Source organism: Hydrogenophaga sp. 2FB (assembly GCF_005503365.1).
Lineage (GTDB): Bacteria > Pseudomonadota > Gammaproteobacteria > Burkholderiales > Burkholderiaceae_C > Hydrogenophaga.
The window spans coordinates 143040-158283 of record NZ_SCML01000004.1 but is presented as its reverse complement, the minus strand read 5'-3'; the positions used below and the strand labels follow the sequence as shown (position 1 = coordinate 158283).

The following is a 15244-nucleotide window of genomic DNA, read 5'->3' as shown; positions in this document are numbered from 1 at the left end:
GGGTGGGTGCAGACCTGCCCCAAATGCACATACGCGAGGCCAGGTTGCCCGGACCCAGCCGATTTTCCCAGCAGGCTGGGTCGTCAGGCCACCCGCTGTTCAATGAACGTCAGGGCTTCGCGCTTGCCCATTGCAATCTTCTTCAAGATGTCGGGAACACGTGAAGTCCTCGGAACAGCGCCGCCAGACTCCCACTTCCAGATCGACAAGGAAGAGGCCCCTAGCAGTTGGCCCATTTGTTCCTGTGTGAGGCCGAGTCGGGCGCGTTGGGCTTTCAGCCGCTCCGCAGTGAACGTTACTTTACGGCCTGGCTTTCCCCGGGGTGTATCGGGAGTGGGTTTGGCCGTCGGCGAAGGTTTTGCCAAGGAGCCAGAGGAAGAGGGCGCCGCGAGCAACTTCTCCAGTTTTTTCAAACTCGACTGAAGCGACTTGACCTCCTTCTTCAACGTCGAGATGTCGGAACGTTGGGTCACGCCGAGCTTGCGCAGCACCGTGATTTCCTCGCGCAGTTCCTTGCGGGCCACGCGGGCGATCTCTTTTTTGAGGGTTTCGGCAAAGGTAGTCATGCCCGCATCGTACGACAGAGCCTGCGCCGCATCCCATACTTGTATGAAAGCTAGAGCTTTTTTCTGGCTGGCCAGTTGGTATTGATAATGGGTGTTTTCGATACCCCTTCTATTGGGCGCCTTGGATCAGCACCGCGGGCGCATCCGAGAGCCGCTACCAGAGAGCCTCCGACCAAAGTTCTGTCGCCCACGATTGGGATGATGTTCACGGTGTTGCTTGCGCAATGGCCGCAAGCTAGTGTCTGATCGGGCAATGGGATACTTTGGCAAAATTTGCGGCCTAAGTTTGGACCCAACTGAAACCGCGCCAAGGACACCTGTGGAAGGATTGAGCCCGTGAGTGGACCGCTGTGAACCACGCTACTCTCGTCACGCTCCGGGACCGCCACCCCGCCTGGAGGTTGCTGGCCTCGCCGCATGCGCCGCTGGTTGCCAACTTCCTGCACCGGGTCTTCGTGGCGCCGAACGAGCGCGTCATCAGCGAGGCCGACCTGGCCGAGGCGCTGGAGGACGAACTTTTTGTCTTGCGCGAGCAACTCGGATCCGAGGCCTACCCCAAAGGGGCTGTGGAATACCTCAACGACTGGGCAGCTGCCGACAAGGGCTGGCTTCGAAAGTTCTACAAACCTGGTACCGACGAGGCGCAGTTCGACCTGACACCGGCTACCGAGAAAGCCATTGCATGGTTAGCGTCGCTCACCGAACGGGCGTTCGTGGGAACCGAGTCACGCCTGCTGACGCTGTTCGCCCTGCTGGAGCAGATCAGCGCTGGCACTGAGATTGATCCAATCAAACGAGTCGACAACCTGCGCAAGAAGCGTGATGAGCTTGATGTGGAGATTGCCCGCGTTCTGGCCGGCGATACGCCTGTGTTGGACGACACAGCGGTCAAGGACCGCTTCCAGCAGTTTCAACAGCTCGCCCGAGAACTGCTGTCCGACTTCCGCGAGGTGGAGCACAACTTTCGCCTGCTCGATCGCAAGGTGCGCGAGAAGATTGCCCTGTGGGAAGGCTCCAAAGGAGCGTTGCTCGACGAGATCATGGGCGAGCGCGATGCGATTGGCGACTCGGACCAGGGCCGCAGTTTCCGCGCCTTCTGGGACTTTCTCATGTCCAGCAGCCGTCAGGAGGAACTCTCCGCGAGGTTGGATCAGATACTGGCGCTGCCGGTCGTGGCTGCGTTGAAACCCGAGCCGCGCACCCGCCGCGTGCACCACGACTGGCTAGAAGCCGGGGAACACACGCAGCGCACCGTGGCTCAGTTATCGCAACAGCTGCGCCGGTTTCTGGACGACCGGGCCTTTCTGGAGAATCGGCGCATCCTCGACTTGCTGCACGGCATTGAGAGCAAGGCGCTGGCCCTGCGGACTGCTGCGCCCACCGGTGGCTTGTTGACGATCGACGCTATGGGGGCAGACGTCGAGCTGCCACTGGAGCGACCCATGTTCACACTGAGTGTGAAACCGCGTCTCGTTGATCTCGCGCTGGAGGCGGACCAAGCAGAAGACGACATCAACACCGCTCGATTGTTCGACCAGATCGTTGTTGACAAGGTGCGCCTGCGTGCAACGGTCCAGCAGGCGCTTCGCGCGCGGCCGCAGATCACGTTGCGTGAGTTGATCAACGACGAACCACTGCACCAAGGGCTGGCCGAATTGGTGGCCTATCTGGAGTTGGCCCACGATGGTGATGTCGTTGGCGGTGGCGCAGCATCAGTGGACGGCTTGCGCGCTGTTGTCGACGAAAGTGTTGAAGAGCCCATCCAGTGGATGGCGAGCAATCCAATGGGTGAACCGGTGACGCGCGAGGCGCGTCTGCCCCGTGTGATCTTCACGCGATGACGCTCGTCGTCGTGGCTTGGAAGGGAGAAGAACATGACTGAAGCGCTACACGAGAGCCCGTTGTCGGGTGCTGCGCTGGCCGCCTTGCCGGCTGTGCCCGAGTTGACGCAACTGATGGTGCACCTGCTCAAGGGCGTGCTCTATCGCGAAGATGATGAGCGTTTGTGGGCGAGCCTCTTTCGTTTGCAGGCGCGGGTGCGGGAACAAGCGGCGGTGCTGCTGCTCGACCTGGTCCTGGATGAAGCCGAGGGCTACGCGTTCCTCAAGAGCCGCCCCGACCCAGACGAGTCTGAGGGCGCACCTCGGTTACCCCGGCTCGTCGCGCGGCGCCCCCTGTCCTACCCCGTGAGCTTGATGCTGGCGTTGCTGCGAAAGCGCATGGCAGAGTTCGACGCTGGCGGGGGTGACACCCGCTTGGTTCTATCGCGCGAAGAGATGTCCGAGCTGATTCGGGTGTTCTTGCCTGATGGGACGAACGAAGCTCGGCTCATCGATCAAGTGGACGCGACAATCACCAAGGTGGTCGATCTGGGCTTTCTGCGTCGGCTCAAACCCGCAGCCGGCAGCGGGCTGGACAAGGGGAACTACGAAGTGCGGCGCATTCTGAAAGCCTTTGTCGACGCGCAGTGGCTGGCCGACTTCGACGCGCGGTTGGAGGTCTACCGCACGGCGTTGGCCGGCGCTGTCTCCGGCAAGCCCCAGACCGAAAGGGCGGCCGATGCTTGAGTCGCCTTCGCTGTCACTGGATTTTGTGGACGACAACACCCGGGTAGGGTTTCGCTTGCGCCAACTGGAGGTGCTCAACTGGGGCACCTTCGACAAGCGGGTATGGCGATACAACCTCGAAGGTCGCAACGGCCTGCTCACTGGCGATATTGGTTCGGGCAAGTCGACCTTGGTCGATGCCATCACCACGTTGTTGGTGCCCGCGCACCGCGTGGCCTACAACAAGGCCGCTGGAGCGGATGCCCGCGAGCGCAGCCTGCGCTCGTACGTGCTTGGCCACTACAAGAGCGAGCGAAACGAGGTCACCGGTAGTGCCCGCCCCGTGGCGCTGCGTGATGCGTCGAGCTATTCGGTCATCCTGGGCGTCTTCCGCAACGAGGGCTATGACCAGGCGGTGACCCTGGCCCAAGTGTTCTGGTTGAAGGACCCTCAAGGCCAACCCGCTCGCTTGTTCGTGGCGACCGAGCGCCCGATGTGCATTGCTGAGGATTTCGCCCACTTCGGCAGCGACATCGCCGCCTTGCGCAAGAAACTGCGCGCTTCGGGCTGTGAGTTGTTCGACAGCTTCCCGCCATACTGCGCCTGGTTCCGTCGTCGTTTCGGTATTGAGCACGAGCAGGCATTGGAGTTGTTTCACCAGACGGTTTCGATGAAATCGGTGGGCAACCTCACCGACTTCGTGAGAAACCACATGCTGGAGCCGTTTGATGTGGGCAGCCGCATCGAGGCCTTGATCCGCCACTTTGACGACCTGAACCGCGCCCATCAAGCGGTGCTCAAGACCAAACGCCAGGTTGAGCTGCTCGCACCATTGGTCGAGGACGGGCGTCGCCACAATGCACTGGTCGCGGAAATCCAGGGCTGGCGCGATGGGCGAGAAGCGCTGCACCCGTATTTCGCAGGACTCAAGGTTGAGCTGTTGGACCGGCGGCTGAAGCTGCTTGCAGAGGACGCCTCCAGGTTTGATGCGCAACTCGAACGTTGGGGCGCCCAGCGCGAAGCCGAGCGAACGGAGATCGCGAAGCTGGAGCGCAACTTGCGCGAGAACGGCGGCAACCGGCTGGAGGAACTGGCCGCGGATATTCGCCGCCTGGGGCACGAAAAAGCCCAACGCCAGCAGAAGGCCGATCGCCACAGCACCTTGCTTGCCCGCATTGACGAGACATCTCCACCCGATGAGGTGATATTCCTCGCCCAGCAACAAGCCATTGCTTCTCGCGCGGAAGGCTTGCGCGAACGAATATCAGACTTGGACAACCGAGAGCGCGAGGAGGATTTTGCGTTTCGCAAGGGACGTGAAGAGCACACGGCCTTGTCCGAGGAGATCGACAGTCTTCAGCGGCGCAGGAGCAACATCGATGCTGCCCAGGTTCGTATCCGTGATGCGCTGTGCGCCGCGCTTTCGATTGACGAAGGCGACCTGCCTTTCGCGGGTGAGCTCCTCCAGGTGCGCGAGGATGAGCGCGAATGGGAGGGTGCCGCAGAGCGGCTGCTGCGTGGCTTCGGCGTCGCGTTGCTGGTTCCGGACGCGCACTACAAGGCCGTCGCGGAATGGGTAGACAGGCAGCACCTGGGCGCGCGCTTGGTGTATTTCCATGTGCGACCGAAGAAGCCTGGACAGGGGGCCGGCCTTCATCCGCAGTCGCTTGTGAGAAAGCTCGTCGTCAAGCCCGATTCGCCACACTACGAGTGGCTGGAGCATGAGCTTCGCAATCGTTTTGACGTTGCCTGTTGCGATTCGGGAGAGCAGTTTCGCCGTGAGACCCGCGCCATCACGCGGTCGGGGCAGATCAAGGATCCGTCGGGCCGCCATGAGAAGGACGATCGCAGCCGCATCGACGACCGCAGCCGCTACGTGCTGGGCTGGAGCAACGCTGACAAGTTGCGGGCCTTGCGTGACCAACGCGAGCGCCTGCAAGACAAGTTGGCCACACTGGGCCAGCGCATTGGTGAGATTGGCGATGCACGCTCGGAGCTGAATGGCCGACTGGAGACGCTGGCCCGCCTGGAGGAGTTCTCGCGATTCGCAGACATCGATTGGATGAGCCTGGCGCGCCAGATCGCGTCTCTCGCAGAGGAGCGCGCGCGACTTGAAGCTGCGTCGGACACCCTGCAGGAGCTGGGACGCCAGTTAAAGGAGGTGCAGGTCAGACTGAGCGAAACCGAGACCAAGCATGGCGATGCGTTGGGCAAGCGCGGCGAGGTGAGAGCCAAGCACACGGCGGCAGAAGATTTGCAGACGCTGGCCAGTGCAGTCTGTGATGCCATGCCGCTCGATAGCCCCCAGGTTGATCGATTGAACGACTGGCGCGTTCAGGCACTCGGCGAACATCAGCTCTCGGTGGAGTCCTGCGACAACCGTGAGCAAGACATGCGTCGATGGCTGCAGGAGCGCATCGACGCGGAGGACAAGCGCCTGGCCCGACTGACTGAGCGCATCGTGAACGCCATGCGCGGATTCAAGGAAGAGTTCAAGGCAGAAACGGTCGAGATGGATGTGAGCCTGGCAGCGCTGCTCGAGTACGAACGGATGCTCGATGGATTGAAGAGCGATGACCTGCCGCGGTTTGAAGCCCGCTTCAAGGAGCTCCTCAATGTCAACACCATCAATGAAATCGCCAACTTCAACGCCCAGCTCGCCCGCGAGCGGGAGACTATCAAGGAGCGCGTCGACCTGATTAATCGATCGCTTCAGGTGATCGACTACAACCTCGGCCGCTACATCGTTCTGGTGGCGCAGCCCAGTCCTGATGCGGAGATCCGTGACTTCCAGCAGGATCTGCGCGCTTGCACCGAGGGTGCGCTCACGGGTTCATCTGATGAACAGTATTCGGAGGCCAAGTTCTTGCAGGTCAAAGGCATCATTGACCGATTTCGTGGGCGAGAGGGGCTGTCGGATGCCGACCGGCGCTGGACCGCCAAGGTGACCGACGTGCGCAACGGATTCTTGTTTTCTGCGAGTGAGCGTTGGCGTGCTGACGGTGTGGAGCACGAACACTATTCCGACTCGGGTGGAAAGTCCGGTGGGCAGAAGGAGAAGCTCGCTTACACAGTGCTGGCCGCAAGCCTGGCCTACCAGTTCGGGCTGGAGTGGGGCGCCGTGCGTTCGCGGTCATTTCGCTTCGTCGTCATTGACGAGGCGTTTGGGCGCGGCTCGGACGAGTCGGCGCAGTACGGGCTTCGCTTGTTCCAGCAACTCAATCTGCAACTGCTGATCGTTACACCGCTGCAAAAGATCCACATCATCGAACCTTTCGTGGCCAGCGTTGGTTTCGTCCACAACGAAGGAGGGCGGGATTCCAAGTTGCGCTGCCTGTCGATCGAAGAATATCGCGCGCAGAAGGCGGAAATTCAGGCAGAAAGCCAGATGGCAGGAAGTGTCGCGACCAGAACTGCTGGAGGCGCGGCGACATGAACTGGACGACGACGGCAGACCTTCGTGCCCAAGTTCAACGCTTGTGGGATCGTGGGGACTTGCTGCGATCGTCGGTTTCGAGTTCTCCGATTTGGCCCGTACGTCTGTCGCTGAAGGTGCCCAGCGCTGGCGATCTCTCTGATCGCTTCGAGGCCGTGCGGGACTGGTTGAGCGCCTTCGCCGCCACCCCTTATGTGCGCATTGAGTGGCGAAATTGGAACCATCGGGTACAGGGTACCCAGCGTCTGCCATCTGCGGTTTGGGTCGACACACTTCAAGCGGCTTTGGCGTTGGTCGGAAAAGTCAACCAGGCACAACGCTTCGAGGCGATGTGGCAACGGACTGCGGTCGCGCAACCCAGGCTGCTGGATTGGATGTCCCGGCGTCCGCTGCAGGCCCTGGATCTGATCGATCGGTGGGATCGCCTCTTGGAGGTTGTTCATTGGCTGCAGGCTCATCCAAGTCCCGGCGTCTACCTGCGGCAGGTGGACGCGCCAGGTGTGGATAGCAAATTCATCGAGGTCCACCGGGGGGTGTTGACCGAGCTGTTGGACCTGGCGCTGCCGCCCGAGATGATTGACAACAGTGCGAGCGGGACATCACAGTTCTCCCGCCGTTTCGGCTTCCTGGACAAGCCGGTGCGGATTCGGTTCCGATTGCTCGATCCAACCCTGCCCAGCTTGTCGGGTTGCCAGGGGTTGCCGGATATCACGCTGGACGCTTCGAGCTTCGCTGCGCTCGCGCTGCCCGTTGATCACGTATTCATCACGGAAAACGAGACCAATTTTCTTGCCTTCCCGCCGGTGGCGAGAGCCATCGTTGTGTTTGGTGCGGGCTACGGCTGGGAACCGTTGGCGCGGGCTGCATGGCTGCACCGAAGCCACTTGTACTACTGGGGTGACATCGACACCCATGGCTTTGCCATCCTTCATCAGTTGCGTGGCTACTTTCCCCACGCATCGTCTTTCCTGATGGACAGTGAGACGCTGCTCGCACATCGTTTGCAATGGGGCGAGGAGACTGAGCCTGCACGCCACGAGCTGTCGAGCCTGACGGTGGAGGAGGCTGCAGTTTATGACGAACTGCGCTTCGATCGCATCCAACCCAAGTTGAGATTGGAGCAGGAGAGGATCGGATTTGGGTGGTTCTCAGTTCACCTCAGCCGTATATCCTCGGAGTTGCAGAGAACGACGTCACAGTTCTCGTGAGGCCGGTGCTCATCTCGATGACCCGGCCTTCTCAGCCGATTTGGGGTGGCAGGGTGTTGGCCCTGCCGTCTATGGCTCACTGCTGTAGCGAGTGGTTTGGCCAGCGATCACCGAAAAGAAAATCTGTCCTGGGTCTCTTGACTCCGGTGCTTTGTTTGAGATTCTGAAGAGAGGAAGCCGAATGCGCCTCTGTTCATAAACCAACCAAAGTAATTGACCCATGAAAGTCATTTCCTCCTGCCGCTCGAGCCTGAGCACATTGGGCGTCGCAGCTGTGCTGAGCGCATGTGGCGCTGGATCGAACGGTTACCCCTCCGCAGAAGACGTCAAGGCGTGGCATACCAAGACGGCCAGTAATGGCTATTTCAAGCTGCAGACCGTTGAGATCACGGACCTCGACTGCACAACCCCGTCCAGGAAGGAGATGGAGCAACTGACCCGTGCCGCTGCCTTCATGGGTTCAAAGGCTGAAGAGGCGATCAAAGGTGCCGTCAAATGCAGCTACACAGTCAACGCCTCGTTCAACGGAGTTGACAAGCCGTTTCTCAAGACCGACGGTTACGAGGTAACTGGTCTAAAGCTCAAGAACCAAGGGTTCATACGTGTGCCCAAAGGCGACAGCTTCGAATGGCAAGGCAGTACACGTCGTCTGCCAAAGACGGCGCAATGACCGGGCTGGCCAGAAATAGGTAGTGTGGTCGGCCTAAAATCTGTCCTGAGGACAGATTTTAGGCCGACCACGTAAAAATTGCAAACGGGTAATATTGCGTTCGAAGATCAAGCGCTGTAAAATTAACGTCCTAAGGACGTTAATTTTACAGCGCTTGCCTACAAAACCAAAATTCTTAGCCGCCGCCATCGGTCCTGCAGAGGGCATTGCAGACCGATTGGCGACGTGGGAGCGGCCGGTCGTCACCGCCTATGATCTGGGCGTTCTGCTGTGTGCAACGCAGCCCGACACAGATGACGTCATCGAGCCGGACTTGTACAAGGCCATCGTGGACCGGTTGAGCTCCTTTCACCTGATCTCGCCGGCCAAGGACTTTAAGCCCGGTGCCGTCTTCCAGTTGTTTGGCCGCCCCAAGCCCTCGGCCATGGAGGTCGCGTGTGCGGTGGATCCGTTTGCCTGTGTGACCCACCTCAGTGCGATGGAGTTTCACGGGCTCACGGATCGCTTCTCCAAAATCCTTTACCTGACGACCCCTCCAGACAAGGAGTGGAGAGAGCACGCTGAAGAGAGGATGGCCAGGGATCTCGGCCAACGCCTGGCGGTTTACCGCGCAGCCAGGTTGCCGATGTTGCAGTACTTGGGCTTCGAGCGGGTTGAGGGTGTGCGTGTCGAGCTGATGCGGCGCTCCAGCCGCGGAGGATTCAAGACCATCAAGTCTCCCGCGATCAGGGTCGCCATGGTCGGCAGGGTGTTTCTGGACATGGTGCGCGAGCCCGACAACTGCGGGGGCATGCAGCACGTGGTGGATGCGTACCGCGAGTACGGCTCACAGTACCTATCCCTCATCCTGGATGAGATCGATCGTCACGGTAAGCCCATCGAGAAGGTGCGAGCTGGCTACCTGCTGGAGGCGGTTTGCAGGATCCAACATCCACGCATCGACGGCTGGAAGGACTTCGCACAGCGTGGCGGCTCGCGCATGCTGGATCCCCAGGGCGAATACGCCCCGACGTTCTCTGAGACCTGGAAACTGTCGATCAATGTGCCTTCGTTGTTGACTGATGGCCGCGACGGGGAAGGGCAGGCTGGAGAAGACCTGGCCGGGGAGGGCTCTTGAGGACGTTGAACGAGGTGGACATGGAGGCCTGGGTGCAGCAGGCCCCCGACAAACCCCAGAGAGGTTTTCGGGAGGCGGTGCACATCATCCTGGAGAGCATCGGTCGTTCCAAGCATCTGCAGGCCAGGATGGTGATGAAGGGCGGGCTGTTGATGGCCATTCGCTACGACAGTTCGCGCTACACCCGCGACATCGACTTCTCCACCACCGCGCCCTATGTCGCCGTAGAGGCGCAAGAGCTGGTCGACGACCTGGAGCGGCACTTGGCCGCTGCCGCAGACCGCTTGCCCTATGCAACAGCGTGCCGCGTGCAGTCCAGCAAGGTCGAGCCCAAGGGAGAGAACAAGACCCACCAGACGCTGGCGCTGAAGATCGGCTACGCCGACATGGGCAGCGAGAGTGCGATGAAACGCCTTCTCGCTCGCAACTCCGCTCAGGTGGTGGAAATCGCCTACAGCTACAACGAGGTCGTCTTCGGGGTGGAGGTGCTGCAGCTCGATGGCGGCACCACCATCCAGAGCTACAGCTTGCACAACATCGTCGCCGAGAAGCTGCGCTCCTTGCTACAGCAGCCCGTGCGAAGGCGCAACCGTCGCCAGGATGTTTACGACGTGTGTCTGCTGCTGGACTCGTCGGACCTGGTCGATGCATTGGGAGAGCAGGAGTTGGCGAGCATTCACCACATGCTGGTGGACTCGTGTCGCTCCAAGGGGATCGAGCCGGGTCCGCTGTCGATGGACGACGAGGCGGTCGTGCGCATGGCAAGGCAAGGTTACGAGGGGCTCAAGGACGATGTCGCGGGCGATCTCCCGGACTTTAAAGAGGCCATGGCCCGGGTGCAGGGGCTGTACCGATCACTGCCGTGGTCGTAAGCAGACGGGGCGAACCATCGCAGGTGGTGCGGTCGTAGGTATCAAAAACACCGATTATCGAAACCAAGCAGGTAAAGCCGAGATTGGGTACTCGGGCGATTTCGGCCTGCCGCTCTCGTTCACAACTTCATCGCTGAGGGGCTGTTGTGCAGCGAGGCCGTGTGATAACTCTCTGGCAGCCCGAGCGAGTCACGCGTCGGTTGCAGATTTGTCTGTTTCTGCGAATTGACGTCGGCTGAGTGGCGCCAAGGCGATGCTGGAGCCATCTCGGGGCCGTAAATGGGGCATGAAGCGAGCGCAAAGGGCGCCTATGCACCCAACAACCGCATCGCTTTCTTGGTCCCCTCGAAGCCTAGGATGCTGAGGACGCGTTTGAAGTTGTACGCCAACACGGCCAGGCTCATCTCGGTTGCCACGTTCTTGATGCCACGGGTCAAGAAGTGCGTCCAGCCCATCCAGTGCTTGAGCGTTCCGAACACATGTTCTACGGTGCTCTTGCGCACCGTCATGGCGTTGGGCATCTGGTCCAGCCGTTGCTGGGCCTTGTCCATGACTTCCTCATGCTCCCATCGCCTGATGCGTCGGTAGTCGCCCGTTGTGCATTGCGACTTCATGGCACAGCCAGGGCAGGCACTGGACCAATAGATGCTGATCTGCAGTCCAGCCTCTTCGCGGCTGAAGCGGCGAATCGCCCGCTGGCCCGCAGGGCATTGGTACTCGTCGTCGCGAGCGATGTAGATGAAATCTGTCTTGTCGAACCGGCCTTCGGCCCGCGCATTGGATGTCATGGGCTTGGGCACAAGCGCTGCAATCCCGCTGTCGTCACAAGCCTTGAGCTGCATGCTGTTGTAGTAGCCGCGGTCAGCGATGGCCATCAATCTGCGCTTGCCCATCGCATCGCGCGCGGCCAAAGCGATCGCACTGAGTTGTGAACGGTCACTGCCGTTGTTGGTGACCTCGTGGGCGACGATCAGATGATTCTTCGTGTCCACCGCTGTCTGCACGTTGTAGCCCACCATGGCCGTGCCTTTGGCGCTGTGGGTGGTCATGGCTCGTGCGTCAGGATCGGTCTGGGAGATCTGCCGATCAGGCACCGTCTCCAGTTGCGCCTTGACGACTTGAAGGTCATGCAGTCGCTGGCGCATCTTTTGAATCTTGCCCTGCAGGCGCTCGGTCTTTGCCTGCATCTCAACTGGCTGGGTTCGATCTGCAGTCTCCAAGGCATCAAGGTAGCGCTGGATGCTCTCCTCCAACTCACGTTCGCGGCGCTCGATCTTGCCTGGCGTGAAGTTGCGCTCGCGGTTGTTGACGGCCTTGAACTTGCTGCCGTCGATGGCCACGACGGCGTCGGTGAACAGCTTCAATTCGCGGCACAGCATCACGAACCGGCGGCAGACGTTGCGAATGCCTTTGCCGTTGTCGCGGCGGAAGTCCGCGATGGTCTTGAAGTCAGGTGCGAGCCGACCCGTCAGCCACATCAGCTCCACGTTGCGCTGACACTCGCGCTCCAGCCTGCGGCTGGATTGGATGCGGTTGAGGTAACCGTACAGGTAGAGCTTCAACAGCACTGAGGGGTGATAAGAAGGCCGGCCCGTTGCAGTCGGCTTTGCGCCACCGAAACCCAAACCGACCAGGTCCAACTCATTGATGAAGACGTCCACGATCCGAACCGTGTTGTCTTCTGCAATGAAGTCATCCAGGCACTCCGGCAACAACGTGACCTGCTGCCTGTCCTGACCTTCGATGTATCTCGACATATTGACCCCCGTGTCCAATATGTCTGTGAACTCTACCGAGTTCATATGCAGGCTGGGAGAGGGTTTTCACACAGCCTCCAGCGTCTCCGGCCGTTGGGGGCCGCGCTCGCTGTTCACGCTCATGGTTACATCGCGATCATCCAGGCGCCAGCTTTGTCACTGGCCCGATGACCGGTCACGGCGGCAATGCTGACGTTGTTTGTAGCGTTGCGGCTTGAGGCGGCTCGAGCGTCCGCTGGATGATTTAGCGAACTGCCGCTGCCGACCCGGAGCAGGTTTTGAGCACAGTGCCGTAAAGCTGCTACTGCGGCCACACGGATCGTCAAGCACGACCGGATCAACTTCGAAAAGCCCAAGTAGACTGGTGAACGTCTTGAAGAGCTGCCAAACTACGCAGCGAACTAAGGTGGGCTAATTACCGTCGTCAACGAGCAGGGCTTGCGGGTTGACGGGGTCAGCTACATCAAGGAGCAGGTTTCGAACCCGGACTTCTCGATCAAGTTCTAGCGTTGGGACGTGTACGCCCGTTCTCGATCAACGAAGGGAGAATCGAATGCGATCAACTGCCAAGAGTTCAGCCCTGAGGGCGTCCGCCTATGCTGGCACCTACGTCGTGGTGCTGGCCTGGGACACGCTGGACGGCAAGAAGCCGACCCGCACGGACCTGCTGGGCTATGCAATCGAGCGCACCGAACTGGATAAACACGGCGACGAGATCGAGCGCTACTGGATGCGCGGCATCAAGCGCTTCAAATACAAGGACAAGGGCCTACCGCCGGGGACGCCGGTACCCACCGCAGAGCATCCGGTGCAGTCCTTCCAGTGGGCCGATTACACCGCGAAGGCGGGGTGCCGCTACCTATACCGTATCGTCCCGGTTTTCGGCATGGTCAAAAACACCAAACTCGACAACGCGGCCGCGGTCACGCTCGACGTGACCGCGGAGGAGACCATCGAACCGGCCAGCGCCGGCTCGGATGCCCCTCGCCATGACGTCCATTTCAACCGCGGCGTCATCGGCTCGCAGGCCTATGCGCGCGAGTTTGGCAACCGCGCTCCCGAGGCCAACAACCCGCGTACCGAGGAGATGCGTTGGCTGTCTCGCGGACTGTTCGAGGCCCTGATCGATTTCATCGGCCTAGCGAAGGACGGCATGGCACTGCGCGCAGCGCTGTATGAATTTCACTACGCACCTGTGGCCAACGCCTTCGTGAAGGCGATCGAAGGTGGCGCCGATGTGAAGATCGTCTATGACGGCGAAAGCACCTACAAGGTCAGCAACGAAGAAACCATCGGCAATGCCGGCCTAGCAGAACTCGGCGCAACGATCCCCCGCACGGTCAGCGAAGGCATTCGCCACAACAAGTTCATCGTACTGGTGGACGAGCAGGGGCCGGTCGCGGTGTGGACTGGATCGACCAACATCTCCGACGGTGGCATTTTCGGCCATTCCAACGTAGGCCACGTCGTGTGGGACCGCGTCGTGGCGCGGAAGTACCTCGACTATTGGGACCTGCTGGCGCAGAAGAAAACGACGCCGACCAAGCTGCGCGGTCCGCTGACGGCGGTGACGCCGCTGCCGCAGAAGAAGACGCCGAAGAACTCGGTGACACCAGTGTTCTCGCCGCGCGACGACAAGGACAGCAACGAGACTCTGCAGTGGTATGCCGACCGCCTGGCCGAAGCGAAGGAAATCGCCTGCATGACCTTCGCCTTCAGCATCGATCCACTATTTGCCCAGGTGCTCAACGTGGACAACGACGTGCTGCGCTACGTCGTCAAGGACGACCCGCTAGGCGAGACCGAGACCATCGGGCGGGACAGAGACCTGATCTTCGCGGCGGGTTCCTACCTCGGAAGCGGCGCGCTGGCGAACTTCCTGCGTGAACGCTCGAATCCCCTCAATCGCAACCGCTACATCCATAACAAGTTCATGCTGATCGATCCGCTGGGCAAGGACCCCCTGGTGATCTCCGGCTCGGCCAACTTCAGCAAGCCCTCGCAGCGTATCAACGACGAGAACATGCTGGTCATCCGCGGCGACACGCGCGTGGCCGACATCTACTTCGGCGAGTTCATGCGCGTCTTCGACCACCACTACGCGCGCTACGTCTCGCGCGTGCTGACCGAGGCGGGCAAGTCCGACCCCGAGGCCGGCTACCTAAAGGTGCGGACCGACGACTGGCTGCCCACGCACTTCCATCCAGACAGCTATAAGGCAAAGCGACGGCGCTACTTCGTTAAGCCGGGTACTTAAGGCTGGACTGAAAAAACCATCGAATTGAGCGATGCACCTGACCGGTCGTGACCGAGGCAGGAAAGTCGGGAAGATTCGCAGCAAACCGCTACCTTTGCGCCCCGAGATGCGCACTTGACGTGCGCTGCGGGCGCACTCATGCCATGAGGCGCGTTCGCGCCATGTAGATGTAGGCCAAATCCAGGACCACGAACGAGCGCGTGGCGTTCTTGGCAAGACCTCGATAACGCACCTTGGCAAAGTCCCACAGCCGCTTGACCACAGCGAAGACATGTTCGACCCGCGCGCGGACCTTGGACTTGTTGTGGTTCTTCGAGCGCTGGACCTCGTCGATCTCGCCGCTCCTGCGCACGCGCTGATTGATGAAGTCCCGGGCCTTGGCGAACTCCAGTGATCGGGCAGGATTGCCCGAGACCGGAACCGGCACGCCGCAGCGCAGCGCTCAAGGCTCGAAGACGGCTGGCAGGACGCCAGCGCTCAACGTGCGCGCAGGCCTTTAACGCGAGAACGGGGTGACACCATGAGGGGAATAGCAAGCTCCCCCATACCAACCTGCATTGGCAAGCGCAGCGCGCAGCGGCCACGCCGCGAAGGCATCGGCGATGGAAGCCGATAGGTCTAGACCTGAAGGGGCTCAATGCGGAGCACGGAGAGTGCGGCCCTGCATTGCCGGGGATGCACCTACCCGCCAGAGGTACTCGTCTGCCGGATCGCGCAAAATCAAGTTGTAACAAGACGCATAATGATCGGAGCCCGCCACCCATTCGCAGGGTTGAAACGCGATTCGACGAAATGAGTGGGCAAGACAAAATGAT

Annotated in this window: 10 protein-coding genes and 1 pseudogene; 8 read left to right on the top strand and 3 right to left on the bottom strand. The window is 60.6% G+C overall.

The genetic code is table 11. From position 1 onward, the window contains the following. Window positions 1-83: 83 nt before the first annotated feature. Window positions 84-566 (bottom strand): helix-turn-helix domain-containing protein, encoded by a 483-nt coding sequence (locus FFS09_RS04005; RefSeq protein WP_137917557.1) that lies wholly within the window; start codon window positions 564-566, stop codon window positions 84-86. Between the two features lie 350 nt (window positions 567-916). Here FFS09_RS04005 and FFS09_RS04000 point away from each other — a divergent pair, with 350 nt between their 5' ends. The 7 genes from FFS09_RS04000 (at window position 917) to FFS09_RS03970 (ending at window position 10415) form a co-directional block, all read left to right on the top strand. After that, on the top strand, window positions 917-2407 hold the full coding sequence (locus FFS09_RS04000) for a DUF3375 domain-containing protein (RefSeq protein WP_137917556.1): 1491 nt from the start codon (window positions 917-919) through the stop codon (window positions 2405-2407). A gap of 33 nt (window positions 2408-2440) precedes the next feature. After that, window positions 2441-3133: a DUF4194 domain-containing protein gene (locus tag FFS09_RS03995; protein WP_137917555.1), complete on the top strand. Its 693-nt coding sequence runs from the start codon at window positions 2441-2443 to the stop codon at window positions 3131-3133. After that, window positions 3126-6548 (top strand): ATP-binding protein, encoded by a 3423-nt coding sequence (locus FFS09_RS03990; protein WP_137917554.1) that lies wholly within the window; start codon window positions 3126-3128, stop codon window positions 6546-6548. The genes FFS09_RS03995 and FFS09_RS03990 overlap by 8 nt, the downstream gene beginning before the upstream one ends. Then, window positions 6545-7756, top strand: coding sequence for a DUF3322 domain-containing protein (locus FFS09_RS03985; RefSeq protein WP_137917553.1), 1212 nt, complete (start codon window positions 6545-6547; stop codon window positions 7754-7756). Before FFS09_RS03990 ends, FFS09_RS03985 begins: the two co-directional genes overlap by 4 nt. Window positions 7757-7976: 220 nt before the next feature. Further along, window positions 7977-8426 carry a hypothetical protein gene (locus FFS09_RS03980; RefSeq protein ID WP_137917552.1) on the top strand — a complete coding sequence of 150 codons (450 nt, stop codon included), beginning with the start codon at window positions 7977-7979 and terminating at the stop codon, window positions 8424-8426. A gap of 94 nt (window positions 8427-8520) precedes the next feature. Beyond that, window positions 8521-9543: a type IV toxin-antitoxin system AbiEi family antitoxin domain-containing protein gene (locus FFS09_RS03975; RefSeq protein ID WP_252374222.1), complete on the top strand. Its 1023-nt coding sequence runs from the start codon at window positions 8521-8523 to the stop codon at window positions 9541-9543. Beyond that, on the top strand, window positions 9540-10415 hold the full coding sequence (locus FFS09_RS03970; RefSeq protein ID WP_137917551.1) for a nucleotidyl transferase AbiEii/AbiGii toxin family protein: 876 nt from the start codon (window positions 9540-9542) through the stop codon (window positions 10413-10415). The genes FFS09_RS03975 and FFS09_RS03970 overlap by 4 nt, the downstream gene beginning before the upstream one ends. 308 nt (window positions 10416-10723) lie before the next feature. Here the strand turns inward: FFS09_RS03970 and FFS09_RS03965 are convergent, their stop codons facing one another. Beyond that, window positions 10724-12172 (bottom strand): IS1182 family transposase, encoded by a 1449-nt coding sequence (locus tag FFS09_RS03965; protein ID WP_137917603.1) that lies wholly within the window; start codon window positions 12170-12172, stop codon window positions 10724-10726. A 553-nt stretch (window positions 12173-12725) separates the two neighbouring features. Here FFS09_RS03965 and FFS09_RS03960 point away from each other — a divergent pair. Continuing rightward, window positions 12726-14429, top strand: coding sequence for a phospholipase D-like domain-containing protein (locus FFS09_RS03960; RefSeq protein ID WP_137917550.1), 1704 nt, complete (start codon window positions 12726-12728; stop codon window positions 14427-14429). 136 nt (window positions 14430-14565) lie between these two features. Here the strand turns inward: FFS09_RS03960 and FFS09_RS03955 are convergent. Then, window positions 14566-14808 (bottom strand): annotated as a pseudogene (locus tag FFS09_RS03955) (transposase); the annotation flags it as partial. Between the last annotated feature and the right edge of the window lie 436 nt (window positions 14809-15244).

Excerpts from the sequence above, each read along its gene's own strand:
- FFS09_RS04005 (WP_137917557.1), bottom strand. The coding sequence starts at position 566 with ATGACTACCTTTGCCGAAACCCTCAAAAAAGAGATCGCCCGCGTGGCC.
- FFS09_RS03995 (WP_137917555.1), top strand. The coding sequence starts at position 2,441 with ATGACTGAAGCGCTACACGAGAGCCCGTTGTCGGGTGCTGCGCTGGCC.
- FFS09_RS03990 (WP_137917554.1), top strand. The coding sequence starts at position 3,126 with ATGCTTGAGTCGCCTTCGCTGTCACTGGATTTTGTGGACGACAACACC.
- FFS09_RS03985 (WP_137917553.1), top strand. The coding sequence starts at position 6,545 with ATGAACTGGACGACGACGGCAGACCTTCGTGCCCAAGTTCAACGCTTG.
- FFS09_RS03980 (WP_137917552.1), top strand. The coding sequence starts at position 7,977 with ATGAAAGTCATTTCCTCCTGCCGCTCGAGCCTGAGCACATTGGGCGTC.
- FFS09_RS03965 (WP_137917603.1), bottom strand. The coding sequence starts at position 12,172 with ATGTCGAGATACATCGAAGGTCAGGACAGGCAGCAGGTCACGTTGTTG.
- FFS09_RS03960 (WP_137917550.1), top strand. The coding sequence starts at position 12,726 with ATGCGATCAACTGCCAAGAGTTCAGCCCTGAGGGCGTCCGCCTATGCT.